Below are 23,077 nucleotides of genomic sequence, written 5' to 3' on the forward strand. Positions count from 1 at the left end.
CCTCCTATGCTCTCTTTCCTTTCCCCCCCCCCCCCCCCCCCTCCTCCCCTCCCCCCCCCCCCCCCCCCGCCGCCGCCCGGCGCCGGCGGCGCGTACTCGGCGTCGAGGATGGCGTTCTTGCGGTGGTCGAATTCCTCCAGGCTGAGCAGCCCGTCGTCGTGCAGGGCGCGCAGGGCGCGGATCTTGTCTCTGGCGCTTTGCATTATGTGGGGATCGCGGCTCGCTTCCATCAAGGCTGCAACGGCGCGCCGCAGGTGGCGCAGAATTTATCCGCCGCGCCGGCCGGGTGGCCGTTGACGCAGCGCGGCGCCGCCGCGGCGTGGTGGTGCACGTGCTGGTGTTGCGGCGAGTTGGCCTGCGCCACGCCCACGCCCAGTTGCGCCTGCGCCGACAGGGCGTGGCCGTGGGCGGCGTTTTGCAGGTTGATCAGGTCGAGCTGGTGGCGCCGGTCCTTGTCGGCCTGCGCCTCCATGTGGGCGCGCTCCTCCAGCGCGCGCTCGTGCGCCATGCGCATCGCCTCCAGCGGCGCGATGCTGTTCTCGGCGGCCGCCACCGCCGCCAGCGCGTGGATCTGCTCGGCGCTCATGCCGGCCTGCACCTGGGTTTTCAAGATCTGCGCCAGCGCCGCCGCGTTCGGCGCGTCGGCCAGCGCCACCTTGCCGGTGTCGCTCAGTTGGCCGATGGTGTCAATGCGCGTGATGGCGATGCGCGCCAGCTCGGCGGCGTGGGCCTGCCGCGCCACCAGCGTTTCGTACTCGCCCTTCCAGCGCGCGTAGTCCTGGTCGCGGGCGTGCGCCAGCAGCTGCAACTGGCGCTGCCACTGCGCCTCGTGCTCCTGCTGCGCCAACATCTGCCGCTGCTCGTCGACGTCGAGCTGGTCGAGCTGGCCGCGATGGTGGTGTTGTTGGATTTGCCGGGCGTGGGCGCTGTCGGCCTCGATGGTGCGCAACAGCTTTTCATGCTGGGCGGCGGCGTCGGACTGCGCGCCGGCGCGCTTGAGCGCCTCGATCTTCTGGTTCACCTCGGCGGCGTGCACCTGCGCCGCCGCGTCGTTGGCGGCGTCGGCGCGCAGCAGCTCGCGCTGCTGGCCCAGGTGCAGCTGGTCTTGCCATTCCTGCACCCGCTCGGCCTCGCGCTTGCGCGCGGCGTTTTCCAGCGCCGCGCCCTGCCACAGCGCCTTGTGCTGCTCGAGCGCCATCTGCGCCTCGCGCTGGGCCGCCTCGGCCTGGCTCTGGCGCAGCCGCATCAACTGGGCGCGGCGGTAGGCCTCGTCCTCGATCGCCAGCGCCTGGCCGATCTGGTTGTCGATCTGTTGCAGGTGCAACTGGTGGGCGAAGCGCTGCTGCGCCAGCTGCATTTGCTCGCGCCCGGTCTGCTGGCTCAGTTCAAGCTCGGTGCGCATCTTGATGCCGGCCAGCGCGCGCAGGTGCTCCCAGCCGGCGGCCTCGTCGGCGCGCGCGGCGTTGCGTTGCGCCAGCTCGTGCTCCAGCTCGGCCAGCGCGGTGCCGGCGCCGCGCTCGAAGGCCTGCTTGCGCGACGTCGATTCGAGGATGCGGCCGTACAGGTCGACCTGGCGCGCGCGGATCGCCTGGACCCGCTCGGCCTCCCGCTGCGTCAGCTCGGCCTTTTCAACGCCGGCGTCCTGGCGCAGTTCGGCGCGGCGGTACTCCACCCGCATGTTCTGTTCCTGGCGCCAGATGCCCTGCCATTCCTGCTCGTCGTACAGCTGGTCGAGCTGCTTGACGTGCTCCAGCTGGGCGTGGCGCTCGTCGGCCACCAGCCACAGCGTGCCGACGCGGGCGCGGTTGGCGTCGAATTTGTCGTGCCGCAGCGCCAGCGTGTCGACCTGCACCACCGCCAGGCCGTATTGCGCCAGGCGCAGTTTGAGCGCGCCCTGCAGGCGCTCGTCGAGCTGGGCGCGCAGGTCGGCGTTGCCGGCCATGTCGCGCAGCGAACGCCCGCCGACGAATTCGCCGGCCAGCTGGCGTACCGAGGGCGCCAGCAAGTCGTGCAGGTGCTGGGTGGTGACGGTGCCGGGCGCGCTCATGAAGTGCTGGGCGAACGCCGCCACCTGGTCGACCTTGACGCTGACGGTAAAGCGCGCCGCCACCCGCAGGTGTTCGGTGGTGGCCAGCCCGTCGAAGACGAATTCGACCGGCAGCGCGGCCATGCGCGTGATCAGGATTTCGGCGTGCTGGTCGCGCAGCAGGTGGTTCAGGCGCGTGAAAAAGCCTTCGAGCTCGTACTCGCCCTGCGGCACTTCGGTGCTCTTGTTTCCCTGCAAAATATAGGCGCGGCTGGCGGCGGGCACCCGCAGCGTCTTGTTGAACACGCCCGACAGTTCGCGCACGCCGAAAAACACCGCCAGCTCGTCCGCGGCCGGCACCCAGCGGTTCTCGCGCAGCACCGGCTCGCTGTGCGGCGCGCCCAAGGTCAGGCCGCAGGCGGCGCAGTAGCCCGACGCGTCGTCGTTCTTATGCTCGCACCGCGGGCATTTGGCGCCACCAAAACCAAACATTTGGAACATGTCACACTCCTCATCAATTCATTTGCCGCCGCGCCTGTCCATTAAGAGCAACATTGCGTTAAAGCGATTTTAGCAGGGGCACACCCGATTCACTAATGCGCACGCATCAGATGACGCCGATGCGCTCGATCCAGGCCAGCGAGGCGCCCCTGGCCGCCAGGCCGGCGGCGAAGGCGTCGGCGTCGCCGCCGTCGCGCCACGGCGCCGGCAGCAGCACCCGGTCGCCGGCCAGCGCCCGCTCCAGGATCAGCGCCAGCTTGGGCGCGCGCCCATCGACGCTGTCGACCCGGCCGGCGTGCCAGGCCGCCGAGCAGCCGCTGGCGATCACCCGCCCGCGCGGCACGAACTCGCGCCCGCGCGCCAGGCGATCGGCCAGCACCAGCGCCAGCTCATAGGAATTGCCCTGGAAGCGCTGCTGGCCGAAACGCACGACGGTGCGCCAGCGCCCCAGGGCGCGGCCGTCGAAGTGGCGCGCGCCGGCCAGAACCTGGCGTACCGCCAGTTGCGCGCTCACATCCAGGCCGGGCGCGGCGATGCTGTCGTCCTCGTCGCCGCCGGCCTGCGCCAGCGGATGCACGCTGACCTCGACCCAGCACAGGCTGTCGTTGACGCCGCCGCTGTGCAGGGGGAACCAGGCGCGCGCGCTGGAGACGCAGGCCGACGGGTCGCTGCGCCCGCTCAAGCCGCCCAGATGGGTTAGGTATAGATGGTTGTCAAGTTGGCCGGCGCCGCCGAGGATCAGCGTGGCCGGCTGCGGCAGGCCCGCCATGCTCGCTAGCGGCCGGCCCGTCACCTGGCCCAGGTGCCAGGCGTCCGACCAGCCCAGCGCATACACCGGCGCAGGTACAGACACAGACACAGGCGCCGGCCCGGCCAGGTATTCGCCGCGCACCATGCGGTCGGCCAGTACCGCCGCCAACTCCCAGTCGCGCTCGCCCGGCGGCGGCGTCAGATCCATGCTCAGCACCACCTGGTCGCGGCTGTCGAGGCGCGCCTCGGTATGGCGCGCCAGCCGCACCACTTCCTGCACGCGCTCGCACAGCGCCGGCGCGCCGGCCAGCGCGCACTTGACGTCGGCCCGGTTGGCGCGCGGACGCCGCGTCGCGGTGATGGTCAGCACGCGGCCGTCGGCCAGCACGCTGCGGCATTCGGCGCTGCTCGGCAAGTTGATCATGCGGGCTCCCGGGGTTGGTCCTGCGGCGGCGGCGCGAACGGCGCGCGGCGCAGCTCCAGGCTGTGTTCAAGGTTGGACAGGATGCGGTCGGCCTCGTCCAGCAGCGCCGGCAGGTGCGCCGGCGCCGCCAGTTGCAGGCGCGCCAGCAGCGCCCAGGCCTCGTCCAGCGCGCGCGCGGCGGCGCCGCTGTCGCGCCGGCGCCGGCTTTGCTGGACGGCGGCCAGCGCCTGGTCGGGCGCGGCCCACTCCAGCGACGGCATGGTCGCCACGTTCAGGCTGGCCAGGTCGAGCCTTTGCAACAGCCGGCCGTGGGCCTGGAACAGCGCCCGCCCGGGCGGCAGCGCGAGCAGGCGCAGCGCGCTGGCGGCGGCCGGCAGTTCGAGGAACAGCCGGCGCAGCGACCCGGCGTCGCTGGCGGGGGGCTGCGGCGTTGCCGACGCGGCCGCCGGCGCGGCGGCGGCGGCCGGCGGCAACGGCGCCGCTTGCGCGCGCGCCTGCAATATGGCGGCGAAATCGACGCTCTCGCCCAAGTCGACCGGCACGCAGTCGTCGACGGTCACGCCGAAGCGGGTGTAGCACAACTGGTTCAGGCCGGCGCGGAAGGCGTGCCACTCGTCCAGCGAGGTGCAGGGCGGCAGCTCCAGGTTGCCCTGGGCCAGCTCCAGCTGCAGCGCCGCCTGCAGCGCCGCGCCGAAGCGCGCCACGGCCAGGCGCGGTTGCGCCGACGCCTCGCTGAGAAGATAGAGTTCAAAGCGTGGCGAGGCCGCCAGCGGGTCGGCCGCGTCGATCGCAAATTGCAGCCGCAGGCCCAGTTCCGGCGCTTGCGCGTACGGCGTCAGGTCGACGCCGTACGGCCCGGGATGGTAGCACCAGGCGCTTTCGCCGCGCGCCAGCGCCACCCGCGCGGCGCCGCCGCGGCGGGCGCGGTTGCCGGCGTCGAAAATTACCACCACGGCGCCGTCCGGCACACTGTCGCCGTCGGCCAGGCGCACGGCGATATCGCCGGCGTGCGCGCCCAGCGCGGCGGCATCGACGGCGGCGCGGCGCGCCGGCCAGTTGAACAGCGCCATGTCAGGCCGGCACCGGCTCGACGCCGAAGGTGGCGCCATGCAGTTGGAAGTGCGGCGCCGGCGCGCGGTCGAATGGCCAGACGCGTTCGCATTCGCCGTCGCCGTCCAGGCGTCCGCGCAACAGCACCGCGCCGCCGCCGTCCACTACCCGCAACAGCGGCTGCTCGCGTATCAGGCGCGCGGCGAACGGCGCCTCGGCCGCCAGCTTCAGGATGATGTGCCAGAGCGGCCCCTGCGCCAGGAAATGCAGGGTCCAGCAGCCGTCGTCGGTGCTCAGTTGTTCCAGCGCGGCGCCGCTGGAGGCGGCCCGCAGCATGCCGCGGCTGCCGTGCCACACCGGCTCGTTGGCCGCCGCGGCGCCCTGGCAGTGGCGCCGCTCGTGCGTCAAATGGCGGAAGCGGCCCAGCGTCAGCGGCGACTGCGCCAGCGCGCGCCGCTCGTTCAGCGTCAGCGCGCGCGTGCCGTCGAGCGCGGCCAGCATGGTGGCGTCGGCCAGCATCAGGCGATCGCCGTCCACCGCGCGCGCCAATAGCAGGCGCTCTTGTAGTTTGCCGTCCACGGCCCGCTGGCCAGGCTGGTTTTTCGCATTCACATCGTTCTCCTCGGTATCATCGCCGCGTTTGCCAATCCCGTCGCCGCCGCCGCGCTGGCCGCTTGTAATCTGCTTATCGCCTCGTTGCGCCGTTTGCGTAGGGTCGGCATTGAAATCCGGTCCAATCCCGCCAATTGCTGCAAGGTCGGCAATTCGCCGGTGGCGGGATCGCGCCAGGCGTCGGGATAGCTGTCGTCCGCGCTGCCCAGCAGCTTTTGGTAAACCGCCAGCCGGATCGGCAGCGATTCCCCCTTCAGCAATTGCAGCGTCCAACTGCCGCCGTCCTGCGCCGCACTGGCCTGTTCAATATAGCGGAGGGGCAGGGAAACGCCGTCGGCGGCGGCCTCGTCGCGCGCGGCCTGCGCCGGTGACGCCGCGGCGGCCGGCGGCGGCGCCGCGTCCTCCCCCTCTTCCTGCGGGCCGTCCTCGAACTCATCGGCCGCCGCGGCGAGGATCTGGTCGACGCCGCCGGCCGGCTCCGGCTCGGCCATCACGCGCCAGTAATCCTCCAGCCACAGCGCGGCCTCGCCGGCGTCGCCGTGCCAGTCTTCGGCGCTGTCCCTGTTCGACGACAGCTCTTCATAGTCGCCAATCTCCGCCAGCATCGCCGCGATGGTCGCCGGGTTGTTCTTCAGGCTGGCGAAGCGCTTCGATTTGGTATGCAGCGGACCGGGCGCGGCGCCGAAGCGCTCCAGCGTTTCGCTCCAGCGGATGATCCAGTCGGCCTGGCAGCCGGCGATCGACTTCATTTGCCTGGTCTCGATCGGCATACCGTCTTGCGCGCGCCCCAGAATCGCCGCGACCTGGGCGGCGTGCTGGCGACAGCCGGCGAACAGCGCCGCGATCTCGTGGTAGGCGGTGTCGAGCATGCGGTAGGTGTACATTTTGTTCGGCGAACAGGCCCGCCCCAGCGCCACCTGGTAGCCGTCGGAGTCGACCTTGTCGCGCAGGCCGGCGTACATATCGTTGACCTTTTTGCGCAACATGGCGTCGCCGCCGACGGCGCCGCCGGCGTCGCGCGCCAGGGCGGCGACGAAGCCGTCCCAGTAGCCGGGCTGCGCCTGCAATTCATAGACCAGGCTCAGGGCCAGCTCGAACACGCTCTCGCCGTAGCTGTTGCCGGCGGCGTCGGCGCGCGCGCCCCTGGCGCCGCGGCGCAAGCCCGCCGCCACCGCGTCGGTATACCAGTCCAACAGCGGCACCGGGCCGGCGTCGGCCTGTTTGAACGCCTGCAACGAGCACTGGCCGAGCAGCTTGCGCACCTGCTCCCAGCCGTGTTCCTGGTATCTGGTCCCTGGCAAACGCATATTTCCCTGTCGTGAAAGCGCGCCGAAGGACTTCGACGGACGCGTCAAAATCATGCCATACGCCGGACCCGGCCATTGCCCCGGTTACAGGGCGAATTCGGCTTCTGTTCGGCGCTCCGGGCGGCGCCGGCTTCCGGTTACGGCAACCTTGCTGATATACTCACAAGCCTCTGGATATTACCAAGGTAACATCATGCCCGCATTTTCCCCCGTCACCCTGACAACCGAGCGCCTGACGTTGCGCTCCATCGAAAAGAGCGACGCCGACGCCCATTTCGCCATTTTTTCCGATCCGGCGGTGATGCGCTATTGGAGCAGCGTCGCCTGGACCGACATGGCCCAGGCCCACGCCGAAGTCCAGCGGACACTGGACGCCTACGCCGACGGCTCTACCCTGTGCCTGGGGGTTGTCTTGCGCGCCACCGGCGAGATGGTCGGCGTTGTCACGCTGTACTCCATCCACCACGAGAGCCGCCGCTGCGGTTTGGGCTACGCGCTGGCCCAGGCGCACTGGGGCAAGGGCTATTTGGGGGAGGCGGTGGCGACGATGCTGGCGCATGGCTTCGGCGAACTGAACCTGAACCGCGTCGAAGCCGACGTCGATCCGCGCAACAGCGCCTCCGAGAAGCTGCTGCAACGCATGGGCTTTCAGAAGGAGGGTTACATGCCGCAACGCTGGATCGTCAACGGCGAAGTCGGCGATACCGTTTTTTACGGGCTGCTGCGCAGCGGCTGGGAAAACCGCTGAGGCGCTCGCCGGCGGCGTTCGCTTAAGGTGGATGCGCCGAGCCTGGCTGGCCCGGTGTCGACGTTGTCGGGTTACGCGCGCTTTGCGCGCTAAGCCGACCCGCGAAAATCGACCGTCGAGCGGCCCGGGCTTTACTTGGCGGCGGGCGGATTGCGCGCCAGCAGCGCCGACAGCACCGCCGCCACCACCGGCGCCGCGTGTTCGCCGCCGCTGCCGTCGGAGTGGCTGACGAAGGCCGCCACGGCGATGCGCTGGCGCCGGCCCGGCAGGCTGCCCGGTTCCAGCCAGCCGGTGAACCAGACCGTGGCCAGTTCGCGCCGCGTGCCGTCGGGCAGCACGACGCTGGAGGGCGCCGTGCCGGTCTTGCCGTACAGGCCGCGCCGCAGCGGCGCCAGCGCCGGCGCGCCGAACGCGCCGGCGGCGGTGCCGATGTCGACCACGCCTTTCATGCCGGCGCGGATGCGGTCGAGCCGAACCCCCAGCGGCGCCGCCGCGGCGGCCTTGGCGCCGGCGCCGTCCAACGCCAGCAGCAGGCGCGGCGCCACCACCCGTCCCTGGCCGATGGCGGCCGAGGCCAGCGCCATTTGCAGCGGCGTCGTTTGCATGCGCAGGCCGATCGCCATCTGGCGCAGCTCGTGGCGGGTGTGGATGGTGTCGATGTGCGACGGCGTGGCCTGCAAGGCGTCCCAGCTCGACCAGTTGAAGTCGGCCGGCAGCAGGCCGCCGTCGAGGCGCAGCGCCTGCTCGAAGCCGAGCCGGTGCGCGGCGGCGACGATGGGCCGCACCGCGTCCAGCGCGGCCGGCTCCAAGGCCTGCAAGTCGGGCGCGCCGCCGTCGGGGCAGCCGAACAGGCTGCGGTCGCTCAATTCGCCGGTCCAGGCGAACCAGGTGTTCAGGCTGTAGGTCAGCGCCTGCGCCAGGCCGAGCCGGCCGTCCTGGGCGCGCCGGTCCAGGCTTTGCTCGCGGTAGTTGGTGATGTGCGCCAGGCGCGCGTCGAGCGGATAGGTGGCGGCGTCGGTCTGGAAGCCGAAGCCGCGCTGGCGCGCCGCCCGGTTGATGGCCGGCAGCGCCGGCCCGGCCAGCAGCGCCTCGATGGCCGGGTCGCTGCCGGCGGCCATTTCCAGGCCCAGCGCGCTGATTACCTTGAAGGTCGAACCGGGACTCTGGTGGGCGCCGCCGTCGTGCTGCAGCGCCGGCAGGCGCAAGGGGCTGCCGGCCGGATTGACCCGGTCGAAATCGCGCACCTCGGCCCAGTTGTCGGCGCCGACGGCGGCCGCGCCGGCGCCCGCCGCCGCCAGCACGTCGCCGCTTTCGGCGTCGAGGAAGACCAGGCCGGCGCGCCGCCCCGGCGGCGGCGCCTGGCCGCCGGCGCAGACCTTGCCGTTCCAGCGGCCGCGGCGCATGCCGACGCAGTCAAGCGCGCCCTGGCTCAGCGTTTGCAGCGCCAGCTCGAGCGACAGCGTCGCCTCGGCCGGCGCGGACAGGCGCCCGAGCATGCCGGCCACGCTGTTGTCGTGCTGCGGATTCAGGCCCAGCAGCGGTGCCAGGCCGGCCGCCGTCGCCGCCGCGGTCGGCGCGCCGTCGGCCCACAACAGGACGCCGTCGCGGTCGCGCAGCAGCACCGGCGCGGCGACGCGCGCCGCGCCGCGCACCGGCGCCAAGGCGCCGCCGTCGAGCGGCTGCCACAGCAGTTTGCCGGCCGCCACGCGCAGGTGGCGGTATTGCTGGTCCTTCTGGCCGCCAAGCATGGACACGTCGAGCGGGCGCACCTCGAGGCGCAGCGCGCGCGCGCCGGCCAGCGGCGTCAGCGTCAGGTGCTGGACCGCGTCGGGCGCCGGGCAGGCGCGCCCGCTGCAAGCCGGCCGGACGTGGGCGCGCGCGCCGTCGACGCCGGCCAGGCGCCCGGCCAGCAGCAGTTCAAACGTCTCGGCGCCGCTGGCCGGGCGCGCCAGCGCCAGCGTCAAGGTCAATGTCGGGCCGGGCGTGGCCGAGCCGCCCGCCGACGGCCACTGCGCCGCGCGCTGCCACGGCGCCCAGCCCCGCGGCAGTTCGGCGAACAGGCGCGCCGCCGCCGCCGGCATGTGTTCGCTGGTCGGCACGCCGGCGGCGCCGGCGCGCGCTTGCCACAGGTCCGGCGCAGCGCCGGCCTTGGCGCGCCACGCCAGCAGGCGCAGTTCGCCGTTGAAGATGTCGACCTGCTGGCGCAGGTAGGCGCCGTCGGCGTGCTGGTAGAGCCGCTTGATCAGTTTGGCGCCGGCGGCGTCGAGCCGCACGCCGCCCCAGCCGGCCAGCTCGGCGGCGCGCGCCGAGGCGTCCGCCGCGGCCCACAGCGCCAGGTCGCGCGGCACCAGCTCGACCCGCCCGGCGGCGGACAGGCGCAGCATGCCGCGCGCCTGCAGGTCGAGGAACAGGGCCTGGTCTTCCAGCGCCGTCGATGGCGCCGCCGGTACCAGGTAAGAGCCGGGCGCGAGGCGCGCGCTGACCGGCTTGCCGCGCGCCGGGAAGGCCGTCACCAGCGCCTTCGCCGGTGCGCCGCCGGCCACGGCACGGTATAACTGCACCAGCAATTCACCGGCCCGCGGGCAGGCCGCGCTGGCGCGGCGTTCAAGACGCAGCGCCGTGTCGGCGCCCCACAACAACCAGCCGTGCTGGCGCAGCGCCACCTGGGCGCTGGCGCCTTCGACGATCTGGCCCAGGCTGGCGTCGCTGACCCAGCGCGCCACGCCCTGCCCGCTGCGCCAGCTCAGTTGCAGCTGCTGGCCATCGGCATCGGCGAAATCGGCCAGCGCCAGGCCGCTGATCTGCACCTCGGGCATGGCGGCGCCGGTGTTGCCGCGCGCGTCGGCGCCGTCGGCCACCAGCAGCACGTTGCGCAGGGTCACGGCGGCGGCGCCGACGCCGTCGTTGCGCGCCACCCAACGCCGCACGTCGTCGAAGCGGTACCCCAGGCGCAGCGGCGCCAGGCGCGGCTTGGCCGGGTCCAGCAACTGGCTGCACAGGTCGACCCGCACCGGCGCGGCGGCGCGCATGCCGGCGGCGATCAGCAGGACGCCGCCGGCTTTCAACTGCAGCGTCAGCGCGGCCCGGGTCGGCACGCTGAAGGCGGCGCCCGGCAGCACCGCCTGGTAGGCCTGCAGCACGCGCGCGTCGTCCGCCGCGCCCGGCGCCAGCGCGCCCAGATGGCGGGCGTGGCCGACGATCAGCGCGGCGCCGGCCACGCCCGCCAGCGCGCCGGCCAGGCCGAGCCAGAATGCCGGCGCCGGTCCGCCGGCGCCCGCGCGCGCGCCCGGCAGCCAGGCCGTCAGCTTGCGCGCCGGCGCGACCGCACCGGCGCGCAAATTGGCGGCGCGGCGGCGCGCCCGCCGACGCTCGGCCAGCCCTTGCAATACGGTGTGGATGAAGCGTGCCATCGGCCCCTCTTGAGCGTGAAGTGAGCGCGCCCGGCGCGGCGCCGGCGGTCTCACCAGCCTATAGCGGAGGGCCGAGCAAATCGGCCGCGCCGGCGCGCGCCGTGGCCTGCGCCGCATGAAATTCGGCGCCCGATCGCAAAACACAATCCGGCGGCCGTTATTTGCAGTTTATCCCGCAAAAAGCGCCCCCTGTCGCAATCCCGTGGCGGCGGACCCGGCGCGCCGTTAAAGTTCACCCATACCCACTCCCCCCTGAAAGGAAATATCATGAAAGTTCTCAAAAACATGGAAATCGTCTTCACCGTTGCCGCCGCTCTGGCCTGCGCCGCCGCGTACGTCAGCGTCAGCCAGCCGCGGCAGCAAGCGCCGGCCGGCGCCATCGCCGCCCTGGCCGCCCCGGCCGCCAGCGCCCATGCCGCCACGCCGATTCAAGTGGTGGTCATCCGCGGCAAACGCATGACCGCGCAAGAAAAAATCCAGTCGCTGCAGGAAGAACGCAAGGAAGCCATGCTGGCCCTAAATGAGAGCAAGGCGTGATCGCCCCTCCCGGCCCGGACGCCGGCCCGGGCGGAACCCAGGCAGGCGCGCCGATCACGCGGCCGTCTGTTCTCTAGCGAACATGAGCTTGTGCAAATAGTGTGTCAAATGTAAAGAGTTGCATCGGTTGCGCCAGCGCGCCCAACACCCCGCTATAGTCCATTTCAAGTAATAACGAAATGGAGACACGGATGAAACCCAATTTCTACGCAGCAGCAATGCTCGCCATCAGCTCGGCCGCCTTCCTGCCGACACAAGCGATGGCCCAAATCGACGTCAACATTGCCATCAGCGATGCGCCGCCCCCGCCCAGATTCGAAAGCGCGCCACAAGCGCGCCGCGGCTACGTGTGGGCGCCCGGATACTGGAACTGGGACGGCCGCCGCCACGTGTGGGCCGCCGGCCAGTGGCAACCGGAGCGCCAGGGCAGCCAGTACCGCCCCGCCCAGTGGGTGCGCGAGAACGACGGCTGGCGCCTGAACCAGAGCGGCTGGGTCGCGCTGCAAGCCCATCCGGTGGCCGTCGACTACGTGCAAGTGGCGCCGCCGCCGCCACGCTATGAACGCACACCGCGCGCGCGCCACGGCTATGTCTGGTCGCCGGGGCATTGGGAATGGCGCGGCCGGCGCCATGCCTGGGTGGCCGGCAACTGGATCGCCGAACGCCGCGGCTACGTCTACCGCAACCCCGCCTGGGCCCAGCGCGACGGTCGCTGGTACATGGAACAGGGCCGCTGGTCGCAGCACGGCGGACGCGGCGATAGCGACCGCGACGGCATCCCGAACCGCTACGACCGCGACAACAATAATGTACCGGTGCGATACGAGCGCGAGCACGACCGCGACCGCGACGGCGTGCCCGACAGCCGCGACCACGACCGCGACAACGACGGCGTGCCGAACCATCGCGACCCGGACCGCGACAATGACGGCGTGCCGAACCGCTACGACAGCCGGCCGGATAATCCGCGCCGCAACTAATAGATGGCGCATGGCGGGCGCCCGGGGTCGAACCGCAAGGTCCGACCCCGTTTTTACGTCCGCAGCTTCGGTCCAGCCCAGCTCTTCTGTATTACAATCCCGGCACGATTGATAGCTCAGCAGGGATGGACATGGAGGTTGCAGATTTGAACTACGGGTCCGACCCCTCCGGCCTGGTGTGGGGCTTCCTGTTCGGCCGCGGCGCGCAGGTGCGGGCGCTCGACTCCGCCGCCGCGCTTGAGTGGCTCAGCCAGCCCGCCCAACAGGCGCCGGCCGAATTCATCTGGCTGCACTTCAACCTGGCCAACGCCGCCAGTGAAAACTGGCTGAAAAACCACGTCGTGCTGGCCGACGAGTTCTACGAAACCCTGCACGAGGGTTCGCGCTCGACCCGCATCGAACTGGCCGATAACAGCATGATCGCCGTCATCAACGACGTGCTGCATAATTTTTCCTTCGAGGCGTCCGACATTTCGACGCTCTGGCTCAGCGTCACCGAACGCGTCGTCATCAGCGCCCGGCGCGCGCCGCTCAGCTCGATCGAGCGGCTGCGCCAGGCGGTCACCGCCGGCGAGTCGATCCGCTCGGCGGCCGAGCTGCTGATCCACCTGCTGCGCGACCAGGCCGACGTGCTCGTCAACATCGTGCGCGTCGCCGTCGCCCGCGTCGACGACATCGAGGACAAACTGCTCGACGGGCGCGCCTTGCACAAGCGCGAAGACCTGGGCGCGCTGCGGCGCGTGCTGGTGCGGCTGCAGCGCCTGCTGGCGCCGGAGCCGTCGGCGTTGTTCCGCCTGCTGATGCGCCCGACCGGCTGGGTGGCCGAACTCGACACGCAGGAATTGCGCCAGTCGACCGAGGAGTTTTCGGTCGTGCTCAGCGACATGTCCTCGCTGCAGGAACGCATCAAGTTGCTGCAGGAGGAAATCGCCGCCCGCGTCAGCGAGCAAAACAACCGCAGCCTGTACGTGCTGACCATCGTCACCGTGCTGGCGCTGCCGATCAACATCTTCGCTGGCATGCTGGGCATGAACGTCGGCGGCATCCCGCTGGCCGGGCATCCGCACGGCTTCCTGATCGTCGCCGTGGTCGTCCTCACCTTCACCGTCGCCGCCGGTCTGCTGGTGCTGCGGGTGCAAAAAAACCGCTGACGGCGCGACCGGCCAGGCTTGAAAAAACAGCCGGCGCGCGCCAATTAGACGACCGGTCTAATTATGCTGTACCATGTGTGCATGAGTTCAGAAAACAAAGACGTGCGCCAGCATATCCTCGACACCGGCATCGCCATTATCAGCGGCAAGGGCTTCGCCGCCGTGGGCCTGAACGAGATCTTGTCGAGCGCGAATGTGCCGAAGGGTTCCTTCTATCATTATTTTAAGTCGAAGGAGGCGTTCGGCGAGGCCCTGCTGGACAGCTATGTGGCCGGCTATCTGACCCAACTCGACCAGGCGCTGCGCCCGGACGGCAGCCCGGCGGCGCAACGCTTGATGGCGTACTGGGCCGGCTGGCTCGACACCCAGGACACCGCCTGCGCCGAAGGCAAGTGCCTGGTCGTCAAGCTGGCCGGCGAAGTGTCCGATATGTCCGAGGCGATGCGCATGGCGCTGTTGCGCGGCACCACGATGATTTGCCGCCGCCTGGCCGCCTGCATCGTCGACGGCGTCGCCGACGGCTCGCTGCGCGGTCCGTTCGACGCTGATCGCACCGCGCTGACGCTGTACCAGATGTGGCTGGGGGCGTCGCTGCTGACCAAACTCAGGCGCGACCGCAGCGCGCTGGAAACGGCGATGGTCGCCACGCTGGGCCTGTTGAAGCTGGACCCCGGCAACCACGCCGACTGACTAGCATGATTTTCGCAGGTCGGGTTAGCCGGAACGGCGTAAGCCGACTGGCGTCGGCAGCGGCTCGGCGTCGGATGACGCGATCCGCCTACGACACACCCCGGGTCCGCCCCGGTATTTTTTCACCGCAGACTAGACGACCAGTCTAATTTAGGAATAAACATGCAGAATTTTGAATTTTACAATCCGACCAAAATCGTCTTCGGCGCCAACACCATCGCCACACTCGCGAAGCTGGTGCCCGAGGGCGCCCGCGTACTGATGTTGTACGGTGGCGAAAGCGCCGAAAAGACCGGCACGCTTGCCGAGGTGCGCGCGGCGCTCGGCCAGCGCGTGGTGCGCGAATTCGGCGGCATCGAACCGAACCCGAGTTACGAAACGATGCTGCGCGCGCTGGCCCAGGTGCGCGAAGAGAAGCTCGACTTCCTGCTGGCGGTGGGCGGCGGCTCGGTAATCGACGGCACCAAGTTCGTCGCCGCGGCGGCCAGCTACGGCGGCGAGCCGTGGGACATCCTGCAAAGCGGCGGCGCCGTGGTCAAGGCAGCCCTGCCCTTCGGCACCGTGCTGACGCTGCCGGCGACCGGCTCGGAAATGAACAACGGCGCCGTCATCACGCGCCAGTCCAGCCACACCAAGCTGCCCTTCCACAGCAGCCACGTGTTCCCGCGCTTTTCGGTGCTGGACCCGAGCAAGACCTTCAACCTGCCCACCAAGCAAGTGGCAAACGGCGTGGCCGACGCCTTCGTCCACATCGTCGAGCAATACCTGACCTACCCGGCCGGCGGCATGGCGCAGGACCGCTTCGCCGAGGGCTTGCTGCAAACGCTGGTCGAGATCGCGCCGCGGGCGCTGGCCAAGCCGGACGACTACGAGGTGCGCGGCAACCTGATGTGGGTCGCCGCGCTCGCCCTGAACGGCCTGATCGGCGCCGGCGTGCCGCAGGACTGGGCCACCCACCTGATCGGCCACGAGCTGACGGCGCTGTACAACATCGACCACGCGCGCACGCTGGCCATCGTGCTGCCGTCGGTGTTGCAGTCGCAGCGCGAACACAAGCGCGCCAAGCTGCTGCAATACGGCGCACGGGTCTGGGGCATCGACGCCGGCAGCGAGGATGAGCGCATCGACGCCGCCATCCACGCCACCCGCGCCTTCTTCGAGGGCCTGGGCATCGGTACGCGCCTGTCCGACTACGGCCTGGGCCGGGAAGCGGTCGACGCCGTCGTCGCGCAACTGGAGGCGCACGGCATGAGCGCGCTCGGCGAGCACAAGAACATCGACCTGGCCGCCAGCCGGGCCATCCTGACCGCCGCGCTGTAAGCCCACCGGACCACGTCCGCTTCCCGCCTCGGCTACACGGCCCAGGCGCGCTCGCGAACCGCATCGCCTTAAAAAATTCGCTACCATGTCCCATGTCAACCCCACCCAAGGAGTAACAAGATGAATGTATTAATGGTTTTGACTTCGCACGACCAGCTCGGCGACACCGGCCGCAAAACCGGCTTCTGGCTGGAAGAGTTCGCCGCGCCCTATTATGTGCTGAAGGATGCCGGCGCGACGGTCACGCTGGCCTCGCCGCTGGGCGGCCAGCCGCCGCTGGACCCGAAAAGCGACGAAGCCGACGCGCAAACCGAGGCCACGCGCCGCTTCAAGGACGACCCGGCGGCGCAGCGCGAGTTGGCCGCCACGCTAGCGCTGGGCACAATCTCCGCGGCCGGCTACGACGCCGTGTTCTACCCGGGCGGCCACGGCCCGCTGTGGGACTTGGCCGAAGACAAGGCCTCAATCGCGCTGATCGAGGCGATGCAGGCGGCCGGCAAACCGGTCGCGGCGGTGTGCCACGCGCCCGGCGTGCTGCGCCACGTCAAGGGCGTCGACGACGCGCCGCTGGTCAAGGGCAAACGGGTCACCGGCTTCACCAACACCGAGGAAGACGCGGTCGGCTTGAGCAAGGTCGTCCCCTTCCTGGTCGAAGACGTGCTCAAGGAGAACGGCGGCATCTATTCCAAAGGCGCCGACTGGGCCTCGTACGTGCTCACCGACGGCATCTTGATCACCGGCCAGAACCCGGCCTCGTCCGAGGCCGCCGCAGAGGCGCTGCTCAAGCTGCTGGCCCAGTCTAGATAATCAAACCAACGGCGTCACCCCGGGGCCGGAGCTGGAGGTCCGACCTTCTCGCCTCGACCCCGGCTCTGGCCTGGATTGGTTTCAGCGTTGCCGGCCCGCGCGCCCCAGATCAAGTTGCGAGCTAGCATTCTTCCCGCCGTCCCCCTTGCTTGGCTATAATAAAAAAAACTTACCGATTTGAACATTGGCGCAGCCTCGGGGACCGGAAAAATGGCAGATCACGAAATCGCGAAACCCACCAAAAACGTCTACAACCTGTTCACCCCCAAGGAACGCTCCTTGTGGCACAAGGCGCGCGAAATCGGCCAGGAAATACTGATCATCGTGGTCGCGGTCAGCGCCAGCATCTGGCTGTACAGCATTGCCGCGCACCGTCAGGAGCAACAACAGGTGCAAAGCTTTCTGCTCGGCTTGAAAAGCGACCTGCAAGGCGATCTGGTCCGGCTCAACGAAGTCATCGCCGGCAAGCGCGCCGTCGACGCCAACTACCAATATCTGGCCGCGCTTGACGCCAACGACGCGCCCGCCAAGGCCAGGCTGGACGCCGCCATGGCGCTGACGGCCGGCGATATCGCGTTTTCGCCCCAGTTGGGCCGCTACGAGGGCTTCAAGTCAAGCGGCAAGCTGATGAATATCGACAACGAAGCGCTGCTGGAAAAAATTCTCGCCTTGTACCAGCACAAGCTGCCGCAGATCCAGTCCGCCGAGGGAGGCTGGAACTCGGTCGAACGCCATTTCCTCGACTATATGGACGACGGCGTCGACGCCGCCGCCGGTGCCGACACACGCCTGAAGCTGCTCACCGCGGCCAAGGGCCGGCGCCTGCTTGCGCGCATGGCGCAACTGAACCAGCGCTATGACAGCTATCAAGCCTACGCAGCGCTCGGCAAACTCATCATCAATGACATCGAGCAAGCCTATCCCGGCGCCAAGGGCACGCCGTCCCGTTGACCAGCGCCATGACAGCATTCGAGCAACTGAGCGCCGCCGCGCACCACGGCGAACGCGTGCGCGCGCGCCGGCTGGCCAAGAGCTCCGCCATCCCCGAAGCGCAGGCGCTCAGGCGGACCCTGGAACAGGTGGCCGGCGCGCCGGGTTTGCCCGCGCTGCTGGCCGCGCGCGCACAGGCGCGCGAGGCCGACGCCGGACGGCGCGCCGCGAAGCGCCGGCAACAGGCCGACAAGCTGGCCTCGAAACAAGCCGGCAACGCGGCGCCGGCGACGGCCTGGCAGGCCTGGTTCGACGGCTCGGCCCACCCGAACCCGGGGCGCATCGGCATCGGCGCGCTGCTGGCCGGCCCGGCCGGCGAACGCGTTGAAATCAGCCGGCGCGCCGGCCACGGCAATAGCGGAGAAGCCGAATACAGCGCCCTGCTCGCCTTGCTGGAGGCGGCCGTGCTGGCGCAACCGGCCGAACTGGTGGTGTACGGCGACAGCCGCGTCGTCATCGACGATGTCAACCGCGTGACGGCGGGCGCGGCGACGCTGGCGCCGCAGCGCGGCCGCGCCGACGCCTTGATCGCGCAATTGCGCCGGGTGACGCTGCAATGGATTCCGCGGCACAGGAACGCCGCGGCCGACCGCTTGTCGCAGCAAGGCGTCGGCATGGCCGACAGCGGCGACGCCGACTGGGCCGGCGACGCGGCCCCGTGAAGCCCGCAACGCTTACGCGGCGAGGCGTTCGACCAGTCCCATTTCCGGGCTCGACATCAGTTGGTCGATGTCGATCAGGATCAGCATGCGCTCGTCCAGCGTGCCCAGGCCGATCACATAATCGGTGTCGAGGGCCTGGCCCATGTCCGGCGCCTCCTTGATTTGCCCGGGCAGCAGCGTCGTCACGTCGGAGACGCGATCGACCACCATGCCGACGACGCGGTGGCCGATGTTGAGGATGATGACGACGGTAAACTGGTCGTAGCTGGGCGCGCCCAGATTGAACTTGATGCGCATGTCGACGATCGGCACGATGATGCCGCGCAAATTGACCACGCCCTTGACGAACGCGGGCGCGTTGGCGATGCGCGTCGGCGCCTCGTAGCTACGAATCTCGCTCACTTTTTGAATGTCGATGCCGTACTCTTCCTGGCCCAGCGTGAACGCCAGGTACTCGGCGGCTTTGGCGCACGCGGCGTCGGCGTTGGCGGCGACGCGGCCTTGATGGGCGTCGTGGGAAGTGTTGCTCATGGTCGATTCCTTGAATAGGTCGCCGCCGCGCCACGCGGTGGCGGGAATGGCGGCGGCAGGCGGTGCGCGGTACAAAACCGGGCCGGTTAATTGCCTAGCGGCAATGTTACCGCAAATGGAAAGGCTTTCCTAGCGAAATAATTCCTCCCAGCAATTGCACGCTGGACCGGCGGCCGGCCCGACACGCGCCAAGCCGGGCCGCCGACCGGCGCCGCGCTTAGCGCAGGTGCGGGAATTCGGCCGAATAGGCGAACTCCATGGCGCAGGGGACGCCGCGGCACAGGCCCGGCTTGTATTTTTCCGCCATCAGCACCGTGGCCGCCAGTTTGCTGGTTTTGTCGCCGGGCGAACGCAGGATCTCGACCGCGCTGGCGTCGCCCCTGCTGTCGACCCTGACCACCATCCGCAGCGGCCCCCGCTCCGGCAAGCGCCGCTGGGCCGCGCGGATGCTGTTTTGCAGGCGCGCCATGCCGTTGGCGGGGAACGGCGGCTCGTCGTCGGCCGCCATGCCGTGGTAGGCGGCGCGCCGGGCGCGCTTGCCCTCGACGCTCAAGTCGGCGTAGCGGCGCTTCGGCGCCACCCCGCCGGCCGCCGCGTCGCGCCGTATATACGGCCCGGTGCGGGCTTCGCCGTCGCGCAGCGTGAGCTGGGCGGGCGTGTCGTCGATGCCCTTCGCATGCTGGCAACACAGAACAAGCGCGGCCGCAACACAGGCGAAAATTCGCATGTTCATTTCCTCGGGATATTAACGTACATCAGCAATAGTTACATTTTGCTTAATATTAGTGGAATTTGCAAATTTATAATGTATCCGTGGTCGGCGCGCATGTCGCCGCGCACATAAAAAAGCCGCAAATAGCGTGCCGGACGGCCATTGAGTTGCGCCGTTTCATGCCACAATTACGCCGCACAATCATTCACGCGAGCAGACAAAAAACATGGATACACAGCTAAGCAATTGGCACCCGCGCCTGACCGCGCTGGCCGGCGGCGCCGTTGGCGAGGACGGCGCGCACGACCTCAACCATCTGCACCGGGTCTGGCGCAACGCCGCCATCTTGCTCGAGGAGCATCGCGGCGCCGACGCCCTGATCGTGCTGGCGGCCTGCTATTTGCACGACCTGGTCAATTTACCGAAAAACCATCCGCAGCGCCATTTGGCGTCGCGCCAGGCGGCCCGGCTGGCGCAGACGCGCCTCAGCGCGCTCGGCTTTCCGGTCGACAAGCTGGCCGGCGTCGCCCACGCCATCGAGACCCACAGTTTTTCCGCCGCGCTGACGCCGGAGACGATCGAGGCGAAGATCGTCCAGGACGCCGACCGCATCGACGCGCTCGGCGCCGTCGGCTTGGCGCGCATGTTCTACACGGCCGGACGCATGGGTTGCGCGCTGGCGCACGCCGACGACCCGATGGCGCTGCACCGCGAGCTCGACGACCGCGCCTTTTCGCTCGACCATATTGAGACCAAGCTGGCCACGCTGCCGGGCAAGATGCAAACCGGCGCAGGGCGGCGCCTGGCGCAGGCCCGGCTCGCCCTGTTGACGGCCTTCCGCGACGACTTCATCAACGAGTGGGCCACCAGCCCGGCCACGCCCTGAGGCGCGGCCGCCTGCGCCGCGCCGCCCCCCGAACCACTACTTCGACCTTATGACACCTGACACCAGCGGCACCAGCGGCACCAACGGCACCAGCCATACGCGCGACGACGCCAGCGCCGCGGCCGCGCCCGCATCGGCCGGCAACCTCAATTTCGTCCTGGTCTGCGTCTTCATCGACATGCTCGGCATCGGCCTGGTGGTGCCGGTGCTGCCGATTCTGGTGGGCGAGTTCGTCGCCGGCCGCGACGCCCAGGCGCTCTGGTTCGGCGTGCTGGCGGCCGTCTTCGGCTTGCTGCAATTCGTCTTCATGCCGATGCTGGGCGCCATCAGCGACCGCGTCGGGCGGCGCCCGGTGCTGATGTACTCGATGGCCGGCATGTGCCTGAACTTCCTGGCCACCGGCTTGGCGCCGAACCTGGCCTGCCTGTTCATCGGCCGCGTCATAGGCGGCATCTCGTCGGCCAGCATGTCGGTCGCCTCGGCCTACGCCTCCGACATCTCGACGCGCGAGAACCGCGCCAAGAGCTTCGGCAAGGTCGGCGCCGCCTTCGGCCTGGGCTTCATATGCGGGCCGATGCTGGGCGGCCTGCTCGGCTCGGTCAACCTGCAACTGCCGTTTTTCGTCGCCGCCGCGCTGTCGGCCGGCAACCTGTTGTACGGCTATCTGTACGTGCCGGAATCGCTGGCGCCGGCGCAGCGCGCGCCGTTCAAGCTGACGGCCGTCAACCCGTTCGCGGCGCTGGCCAAGCTGGGCCGGCGCACCGAAATCCGCGGCCTGGTGGTGGCCTTCGGCATTATGACCTTCGCCCAGATGATGTTGCAGTCGACCTGGGTGCTGTACACCCACTTCCGCTTCGACTGGAGTCCGCGCGAAAACGGCATCGCCCTGTTTTGCGTCGGCCTGTGCGCGGCGGTGGTGCAGGCCGCGCTGCTGGGGCCGCTGATCAAGCGCTTCGGCGAAGTCCGCCTGGCGCTGCTGGGCATGAGCTCCGGCTGCATCACCTTCCTGCTGTACGGCCTGGCCACCGAAGGCTGGATGATGTACGTCTTCATCCTGTGCAACCTGCTGGCGTTCGCCGCCGCACCCGCGCTGCAGGGCCTGATCTCGAAGTCGGCCGAGGCGCACGAACAGGGCGAGTTGATGGGCTCGCTGCAATCGATCAGCAGCCTCGGCGTCGTCGTCATGCCGCTGGTGGGCAGCGTGATCCTGGGTGAGGTGAGCCACCTGCCGGCCAACGACTGGCGCATCGGCAGCAGCTTTTTCGTCTGCTCGGCGATGCAGGCGCTGGCCATCGTCGTGGCTTGGCGCTATTTCGACGGGCGCCGGGCGGCGCGCGAACTGGCGCCGTGACGGCGCGCCAAGATCGTGCGATTTAACAACAAATCGACAACGATACACAGAGCACAGCGCAGTCCCGATTCCGCATCACCGCATGGATGCACAGCTATGGCACACTCTTCCTCCCCTTTGCGCCGCGCGCTGGCCTTATTCGGCCTGGCGGCGCCCCCGCTGGGCTGGGCCGATTGCTCGCGCGACATCATCGTGCCGGTCGCGCCGATCGGCCTGAGCGTCGTCGTCAGCCCGAACGCCATCGGCGGCATCTATCCGCAGCTGCTGCGCGGCCTCGGCGCCAAGGCCGCTTGCAACGTCGTCTTTTCGGCGGCGCCGCGCGCCCGCCTCGAAGTGATGTACGAGACCGGCTCGGCCGAAGTGCTGATTCCGGCCAGCGGCACGCCGCGGCGCGACCAGCACGGCCGGTTCGTGCCGCTGCTCGGCAGCCGGCCGCCGCTGATCTCGGTGCACAGCGCGCGCGCGCCGATCCACAGCGTGCAGGACTACCGTGCGGAGATTTTGTCCGGCAACATCCGGCCGCGCTGAACAATGCCCAGCCACGTCGTCGCCATCGTCCTCTTCGCGGCCCTGCTACACGCCAGCTGGAACGCCATCGTCAAGGCCGGCAAGGACACCTTCCTGACGACCGTGCTGGTGGCCGCCGGCGCCGCCCTGATCGCGGCGCTGGGCTTGCCGATGCTGTCGCCGCCGGCGCCGGCCAGCTGGCCCTTCCTGGCGGCCTCGGCGTTGGCGCAACTGGCCTACTACGCGCTGCTGGCGGCGGCCTACCGCGGCGCCGACATGAGCCAGGCCTACCCCCTGATGCGCGGCAGCGCGCCGCTGCTGGTGGCGCTGGCCAGCGGCCCGCTGATCGGCGAGCACCTGTCGGCCCGGCAGGCGCTGGCCGTCGCCTGCATCTGCGCCGGCATCCTCGGCCTGTATGTCGGTGGCGCCGGCAAGGGCGCGGCGGCGCGCCGCGGCAGCGTGTACGCGCTGCTGAACGCCGGCGTGATCGCCGCCTACACGCTGATCGACGGCGTCGGCGTGCGCCGCTCCGGCGCACCGGCCGCCTACACGATGTGGATTTTCCTGCTGACCGGCGGCGCGCTGCTGGGCTGGACCCTGGCGACCCGCCGCGCCGCGCTGTTGGACTATGCGCGCGGCAACTGGCGCCTGGACGCGCTCGGCGGCGCCGGCACGCTGGCCTCCTACGGCCTGGCGCTGTGGGCGATGACACAGGCGCCGGTGGCGAGCATCGCGGCGCTGCGGGAAACGGCGATCCTGTTCGCCATCGCCATCGCCGGCGTTTTCCTGCGCGAGACAATCAGCCCGCGCCGCTACGTGGCCATCGGCCTGGTCGCCTGCGGCGCGGCGGCGATGCGGCTGGCATGAGCTTGCCGGAAAGCGACGCCCAACGTCGCGTACGGCAAGCAATGCGACACCGCGCCGGCTAAACCTCGCTCTGCTTCCAGCACGAACACCAAAACCGCAAGCCCGGCATTGCACGGGACGGGGAGCAGCCGGCGTTTGCGGTCCCGCATCGGCAACGATCCGGCCAGGGCGATTGCATGAAGAATCAGGCCGGCAGCCCCAAGACCTTGGCAAGATAGTCGGCGCTCCATCCTGCCTTTAAGCGTTTGCTGGCGATTC

23 protein-coding genes are annotated in these 23,077 nt (G+C 69.7%); 13 read left to right on the top strand and 10 right to left on the bottom strand.

The genetic code is table 11. The features are described from left to right. The 6 genes from ACFDR9_RS20025 to ACFDR9_RS20050 form a co-directional block, all read right to left on the bottom strand. The coding region (locus tag ACFDR9_RS20025) for an SHOCT domain-containing protein (RefSeq protein WP_409032122.1) at nt 1–203 on the bottom strand (203 nt) is incomplete at its 3' end. A gap of 26 nt (nt 204–229) precedes the next feature. Further along, nucleotides 230–2,527 carry an SPFH domain-containing protein gene (locus ACFDR9_RS20030; RefSeq protein ID WP_409032123.1) on the bottom strand — a complete coding sequence of 766 codons (2,298 nt, stop codon included), beginning with the start codon at nt 2,525–2,527 and terminating at the stop codon, nt 230–232. Between the two features lie 106 nt (nt 2,528–2,633). Then, the gene (locus tag ACFDR9_RS20035) at nt 2,634–3,701 is read right to left on the bottom strand and encodes a hypothetical protein (protein WP_409032124.1); all 1,068 of its coding nucleotides are present in this window, start codon (nt 3,699–3,701) and stop codon (nt 2,634–2,636) included. Beyond that, nucleotides 3,698–4,771: a hypothetical protein gene (locus ACFDR9_RS20040; RefSeq protein ID WP_409032125.1), complete on the bottom strand. Its 1,074-nt coding sequence runs from the start codon at nt 4,769–4,771 to the stop codon at nt 3,698–3,700. Before ACFDR9_RS20040 ends, ACFDR9_RS20035 begins: the two co-directional genes overlap by 4 nt. Nucleotide 4,772: 1 nt before the next feature. Continuing rightward, nucleotides 4,773–5,363 carry a hypothetical protein gene (locus ACFDR9_RS20045; RefSeq protein WP_409032126.1) on the bottom strand — a complete coding sequence of 197 codons (591 nt, stop codon included), beginning with the start codon at nt 5,361–5,363 and terminating at the stop codon, nt 4,773–4,775. Further along, nucleotides 5,360–6,670 carry a hypothetical protein gene (locus ACFDR9_RS20050; protein ID WP_409032127.1) on the bottom strand — a complete coding sequence of 437 codons (1,311 nt, stop codon included), beginning with the start codon at nt 6,668–6,670 and terminating at the stop codon, nt 5,360–5,362. The genes ACFDR9_RS20045 and ACFDR9_RS20050 overlap by 4 nt, the downstream gene beginning before the upstream one ends. Before the next feature lie 193 nt (nt 6,671–6,863). Between ACFDR9_RS20050 and ACFDR9_RS20055 the strand changes: the two genes are divergently transcribed. Continuing rightward, a complete protein-coding gene (locus ACFDR9_RS20055) occupies nt 6,864–7,418 on the top strand; it encodes a GNAT family N-acetyltransferase (protein ID WP_409032128.1) in 555 nt (184 codons plus the stop codon). Nucleotides 7,419–7,549: 131 nt separating this feature from the next. Here the strand turns inward: ACFDR9_RS20055 and ACFDR9_RS20060 are convergent, their stop codons facing one another. After that, a complete protein-coding gene (locus ACFDR9_RS20060; protein ID WP_409032129.1) occupies nt 7,550–10,828 on the bottom strand; it encodes a penicillin-binding transpeptidase domain-containing protein in 3,279 nt (1,092 codons plus the stop codon). A 267-nt stretch (nt 10,829–11,095) separates the two neighbouring features. Here ACFDR9_RS20060 and ACFDR9_RS20065 point away from each other — a divergent pair, with 267 nt between their 5' ends. From ACFDR9_RS20065 to ACFDR9_RS20100, 8 genes are all read left to right on the top strand, one after another. Further along, nucleotides 11,096–11,365: a hypothetical protein gene (locus ACFDR9_RS20065; protein ID WP_409032130.1), complete on the top strand. Its 270-nt coding sequence runs from the start codon at nt 11,096–11,098 to the stop codon at nt 11,363–11,365. A 191-nt stretch (nt 11,366–11,556) separates the two neighbouring features. Beyond that, nucleotides 11,557–12,345, top strand: a complete 789-nt coding sequence (locus ACFDR9_RS20070) for a hypothetical protein (protein WP_409032131.1) — start codon at nt 11,557–11,559, stop codon at nt 12,343–12,345. Between the two features lie 125 nt (nt 12,346–12,470). Further along, nucleotides 12,471–13,496: a transporter gene (locus ACFDR9_RS20075; RefSeq protein ID WP_409032132.1), complete on the top strand. Its 1,026-nt coding sequence runs from the start codon at nt 12,471–12,473 to the stop codon at nt 13,494–13,496. Nucleotides 13,497–13,577: 81 nt separating this feature from the next. Continuing rightward, entirely contained in the window at nt 13,578–14,186 is a 609-nt protein-coding gene (locus ACFDR9_RS20080; RefSeq protein ID WP_017875841.1) for a TetR/AcrR family transcriptional regulator, read from the top strand. A 162-nt stretch (nt 14,187–14,348) separates the two neighbouring features. Next, nucleotides 14,349–15,506: an iron-containing alcohol dehydrogenase gene (locus ACFDR9_RS20085; protein WP_409032133.1), complete on the top strand. Its 1,158-nt coding sequence runs from the start codon at nt 14,349–14,351 to the stop codon at nt 15,504–15,506. 120 nt (nt 15,507–15,626) lie between these two features. Then, entirely contained in the window at nt 15,627–16,313 is a 687-nt protein-coding gene (locus ACFDR9_RS20090; RefSeq protein ID WP_409032134.1) for a type 1 glutamine amidotransferase domain-containing protein, read from the top strand. A gap of 210 nt (nt 16,314–16,523) precedes the next feature. Next, nucleotides 16,524–17,264, top strand: coding sequence for a hypothetical protein (locus tag ACFDR9_RS20095; protein WP_409032135.1), 741 nt, complete (start codon nt 16,524–16,526; stop codon nt 17,262–17,264). Nucleotides 17,265–17,272: 8 nt separating this feature from the next. Next, nucleotides 17,273–17,965, top strand: a complete 693-nt coding sequence (locus ACFDR9_RS20100; protein ID WP_409032136.1) for a ribonuclease HI family protein — start codon at nt 17,273–17,275, stop codon at nt 17,963–17,965. A gap of 12 nt (nt 17,966–17,977) precedes the next feature. Here the strand turns inward: ACFDR9_RS20100 and ACFDR9_RS20105 are convergent, their stop codons facing one another. Together ACFDR9_RS20105 and ACFDR9_RS20110 are read right to left on the bottom strand one after the other, a co-directional pair. Further along, entirely contained in the window at nt 17,978–18,496 is a 519-nt protein-coding gene (locus tag ACFDR9_RS20105) for a chemotaxis protein CheW (protein ID WP_409032137.1), read from the bottom strand. Nucleotides 18,497–18,713: 217 nt separating this feature from the next. Further along, nucleotides 18,714–19,223: a hypothetical protein gene (locus tag ACFDR9_RS20110; protein WP_409032138.1), complete on the bottom strand. Its 510-nt coding sequence runs from the start codon at nt 19,221–19,223 to the stop codon at nt 18,714–18,716. A 211-nt stretch (nt 19,224–19,434) separates the two neighbouring features. Here ACFDR9_RS20110 and ACFDR9_RS20115 point away from each other — a divergent pair, with 211 nt between their 5' ends. From ACFDR9_RS20115 to ACFDR9_RS20130, 4 genes are all read left to right on the top strand, one after another. Beyond that, entirely contained in the window at nt 19,435–20,094 is a 660-nt protein-coding gene (locus ACFDR9_RS20115; protein ID WP_017875848.1) for an HD domain-containing protein, read from the top strand. A 49-nt stretch (nt 20,095–20,143) separates the two neighbouring features. Then, nucleotides 20,144–21,445, top strand: a complete 1,302-nt coding sequence (locus ACFDR9_RS20120) for an MFS transporter (protein WP_409032139.1) — start codon at nt 20,144–20,146, stop codon at nt 21,443–21,445. A 96-nt stretch (nt 21,446–21,541) separates the two neighbouring features. Further along, the gene (locus ACFDR9_RS20125; RefSeq protein WP_409032140.1) at nt 21,542–21,973 is read left to right on the top strand and encodes a hypothetical protein; all 432 of its coding nucleotides are present in this window, start codon (nt 21,542–21,544) and stop codon (nt 21,971–21,973) included. A 3-nt stretch (nt 21,974–21,976) separates the two neighbouring features. Next, complete coding sequence (locus ACFDR9_RS20130) at nt 21,977–22,819, top strand: EamA family transporter (RefSeq protein ID WP_409032141.1); 843 nt, start codon at nt 21,977–21,979, stop codon at nt 22,817–22,819. Here ACFDR9_RS20130 and ACFDR9_RS20135 read toward each other — a convergent pair. Then, a partial coding sequence (locus tag ACFDR9_RS20135) for a hypothetical protein (protein WP_409032142.1) occupies nt 22,765–23,077 on the bottom strand: 313 nt, incomplete at its 5' end. The two genes, ACFDR9_RS20130 and ACFDR9_RS20135, sit on opposite strands and share 55 nt — an antisense overlap.

The organism is Janthinobacterium sp. CG_23.3, assembly GCF_046115965.1.
Classification (GTDB): Bacteria; Pseudomonadota; Gammaproteobacteria; order Burkholderiales; family Burkholderiaceae_D; genus Janthinobacterium.

What these genes read in the sequence shown, in the direction of transcription:
- ACFDR9_RS20040 (WP_409032125.1), bottom strand. Translation starts at nt 4,771, where the DNA reads ATGGCGCTGTTCAACTGGCCGGCGCGCCGCGCCGCCGTCGATGCCGCC.
- ACFDR9_RS20070 (WP_409032131.1), top strand. Translation starts at nt 11,557, where the DNA reads ATGAAACCCAATTTCTACGCAGCAGCAATGCTCGCCATCAGCTCGGCC.
- ACFDR9_RS20095 (WP_409032135.1), top strand. Translation starts at nt 16,524, where the DNA reads ATGGCAGATCACGAAATCGCGAAACCCACCAAAAACGTCTACAACCTG.
- ACFDR9_RS20115 (WP_017875848.1), top strand. Translation starts at nt 19,435, where the DNA reads ATGGATACACAGCTAAGCAATTGGCACCCGCGCCTGACCGCGCTGGCC.
- ACFDR9_RS20065 (WP_409032130.1), top strand. Translation starts at nt 11,096, where the DNA reads ATGAAAGTTCTCAAAAACATGGAAATCGTCTTCACCGTTGCCGCCGCT.
- ACFDR9_RS20030 (WP_409032123.1), bottom strand. Translation starts at nt 2,527, where the DNA reads ATGTTCCAAATGTTTGGTTTTGGTGGCGCCAAATGCCCGCGGTGCGAG.
- ACFDR9_RS20110 (WP_409032138.1), bottom strand. Translation starts at nt 19,223, where the DNA reads ATGCGAATTTTCGCCTGTGTTGCGGCCGCGCTTGTTCTGTGTTGCCAG.
- ACFDR9_RS20075 (WP_409032132.1), top strand. Translation starts at nt 12,471, where the DNA reads ATGGACATGGAGGTTGCAGATTTGAACTACGGGTCCGACCCCTCCGGC.
- ACFDR9_RS20125 (WP_409032140.1), top strand. Translation starts at nt 21,542, where the DNA reads ATGGCACACTCTTCCTCCCCTTTGCGCCGCGCGCTGGCCTTATTCGGC.
- ACFDR9_RS20120 (WP_409032139.1), top strand. Translation starts at nt 20,144, where the DNA reads ATGACACCTGACACCAGCGGCACCAGCGGCACCAACGGCACCAGCCAT.
- ACFDR9_RS20055 (WP_409032128.1), top strand. Translation starts at nt 6,864, where the DNA reads ATGCCCGCATTTTCCCCCGTCACCCTGACAACCGAGCGCCTGACGTTG.
- ACFDR9_RS20100 (WP_409032136.1), top strand. Translation starts at nt 17,273, where the DNA reads ATGACAGCATTCGAGCAACTGAGCGCCGCCGCGCACCACGGCGAACGC.
- ACFDR9_RS20105 (WP_409032137.1), bottom strand. Translation starts at nt 18,496, where the DNA reads ATGAGCAACACTTCCCACGACGCCCATCAAGGCCGCGTCGCCGCCAAC.
- ACFDR9_RS20060 (WP_409032129.1), bottom strand. Translation starts at nt 10,828, where the DNA reads ATGGCACGCTTCATCCACACCGTATTGCAAGGGCTGGCCGAGCGTCGG.
- ACFDR9_RS20085 (WP_409032133.1), top strand. Translation starts at nt 14,349, where the DNA reads ATGCAGAATTTTGAATTTTACAATCCGACCAAAATCGTCTTCGGCGCC.
- ACFDR9_RS20130 (WP_409032141.1), top strand. Translation starts at nt 21,977, where the DNA reads ATGCCCAGCCACGTCGTCGCCATCGTCCTCTTCGCGGCCCTGCTACAC.
- ACFDR9_RS20035 (WP_409032124.1), bottom strand. Translation starts at nt 3,701, where the DNA reads ATGATCAACTTGCCGAGCAGCGCCGAATGCCGCAGCGTGCTGGCCGAC.
- ACFDR9_RS20050 (WP_409032127.1), bottom strand. Translation starts at nt 6,670, where the DNA reads ATGCGTTTGCCAGGGACCAGATACCAGGAACACGGCTGGGAGCAGGTG.
- ACFDR9_RS20080 (WP_017875841.1), top strand. Translation starts at nt 13,578, where the DNA reads ATGAGTTCAGAAAACAAAGACGTGCGCCAGCATATCCTCGACACCGGC.
- ACFDR9_RS20090 (WP_409032134.1), top strand. Translation starts at nt 15,627, where the DNA reads ATGAATGTATTAATGGTTTTGACTTCGCACGACCAGCTCGGCGACACC.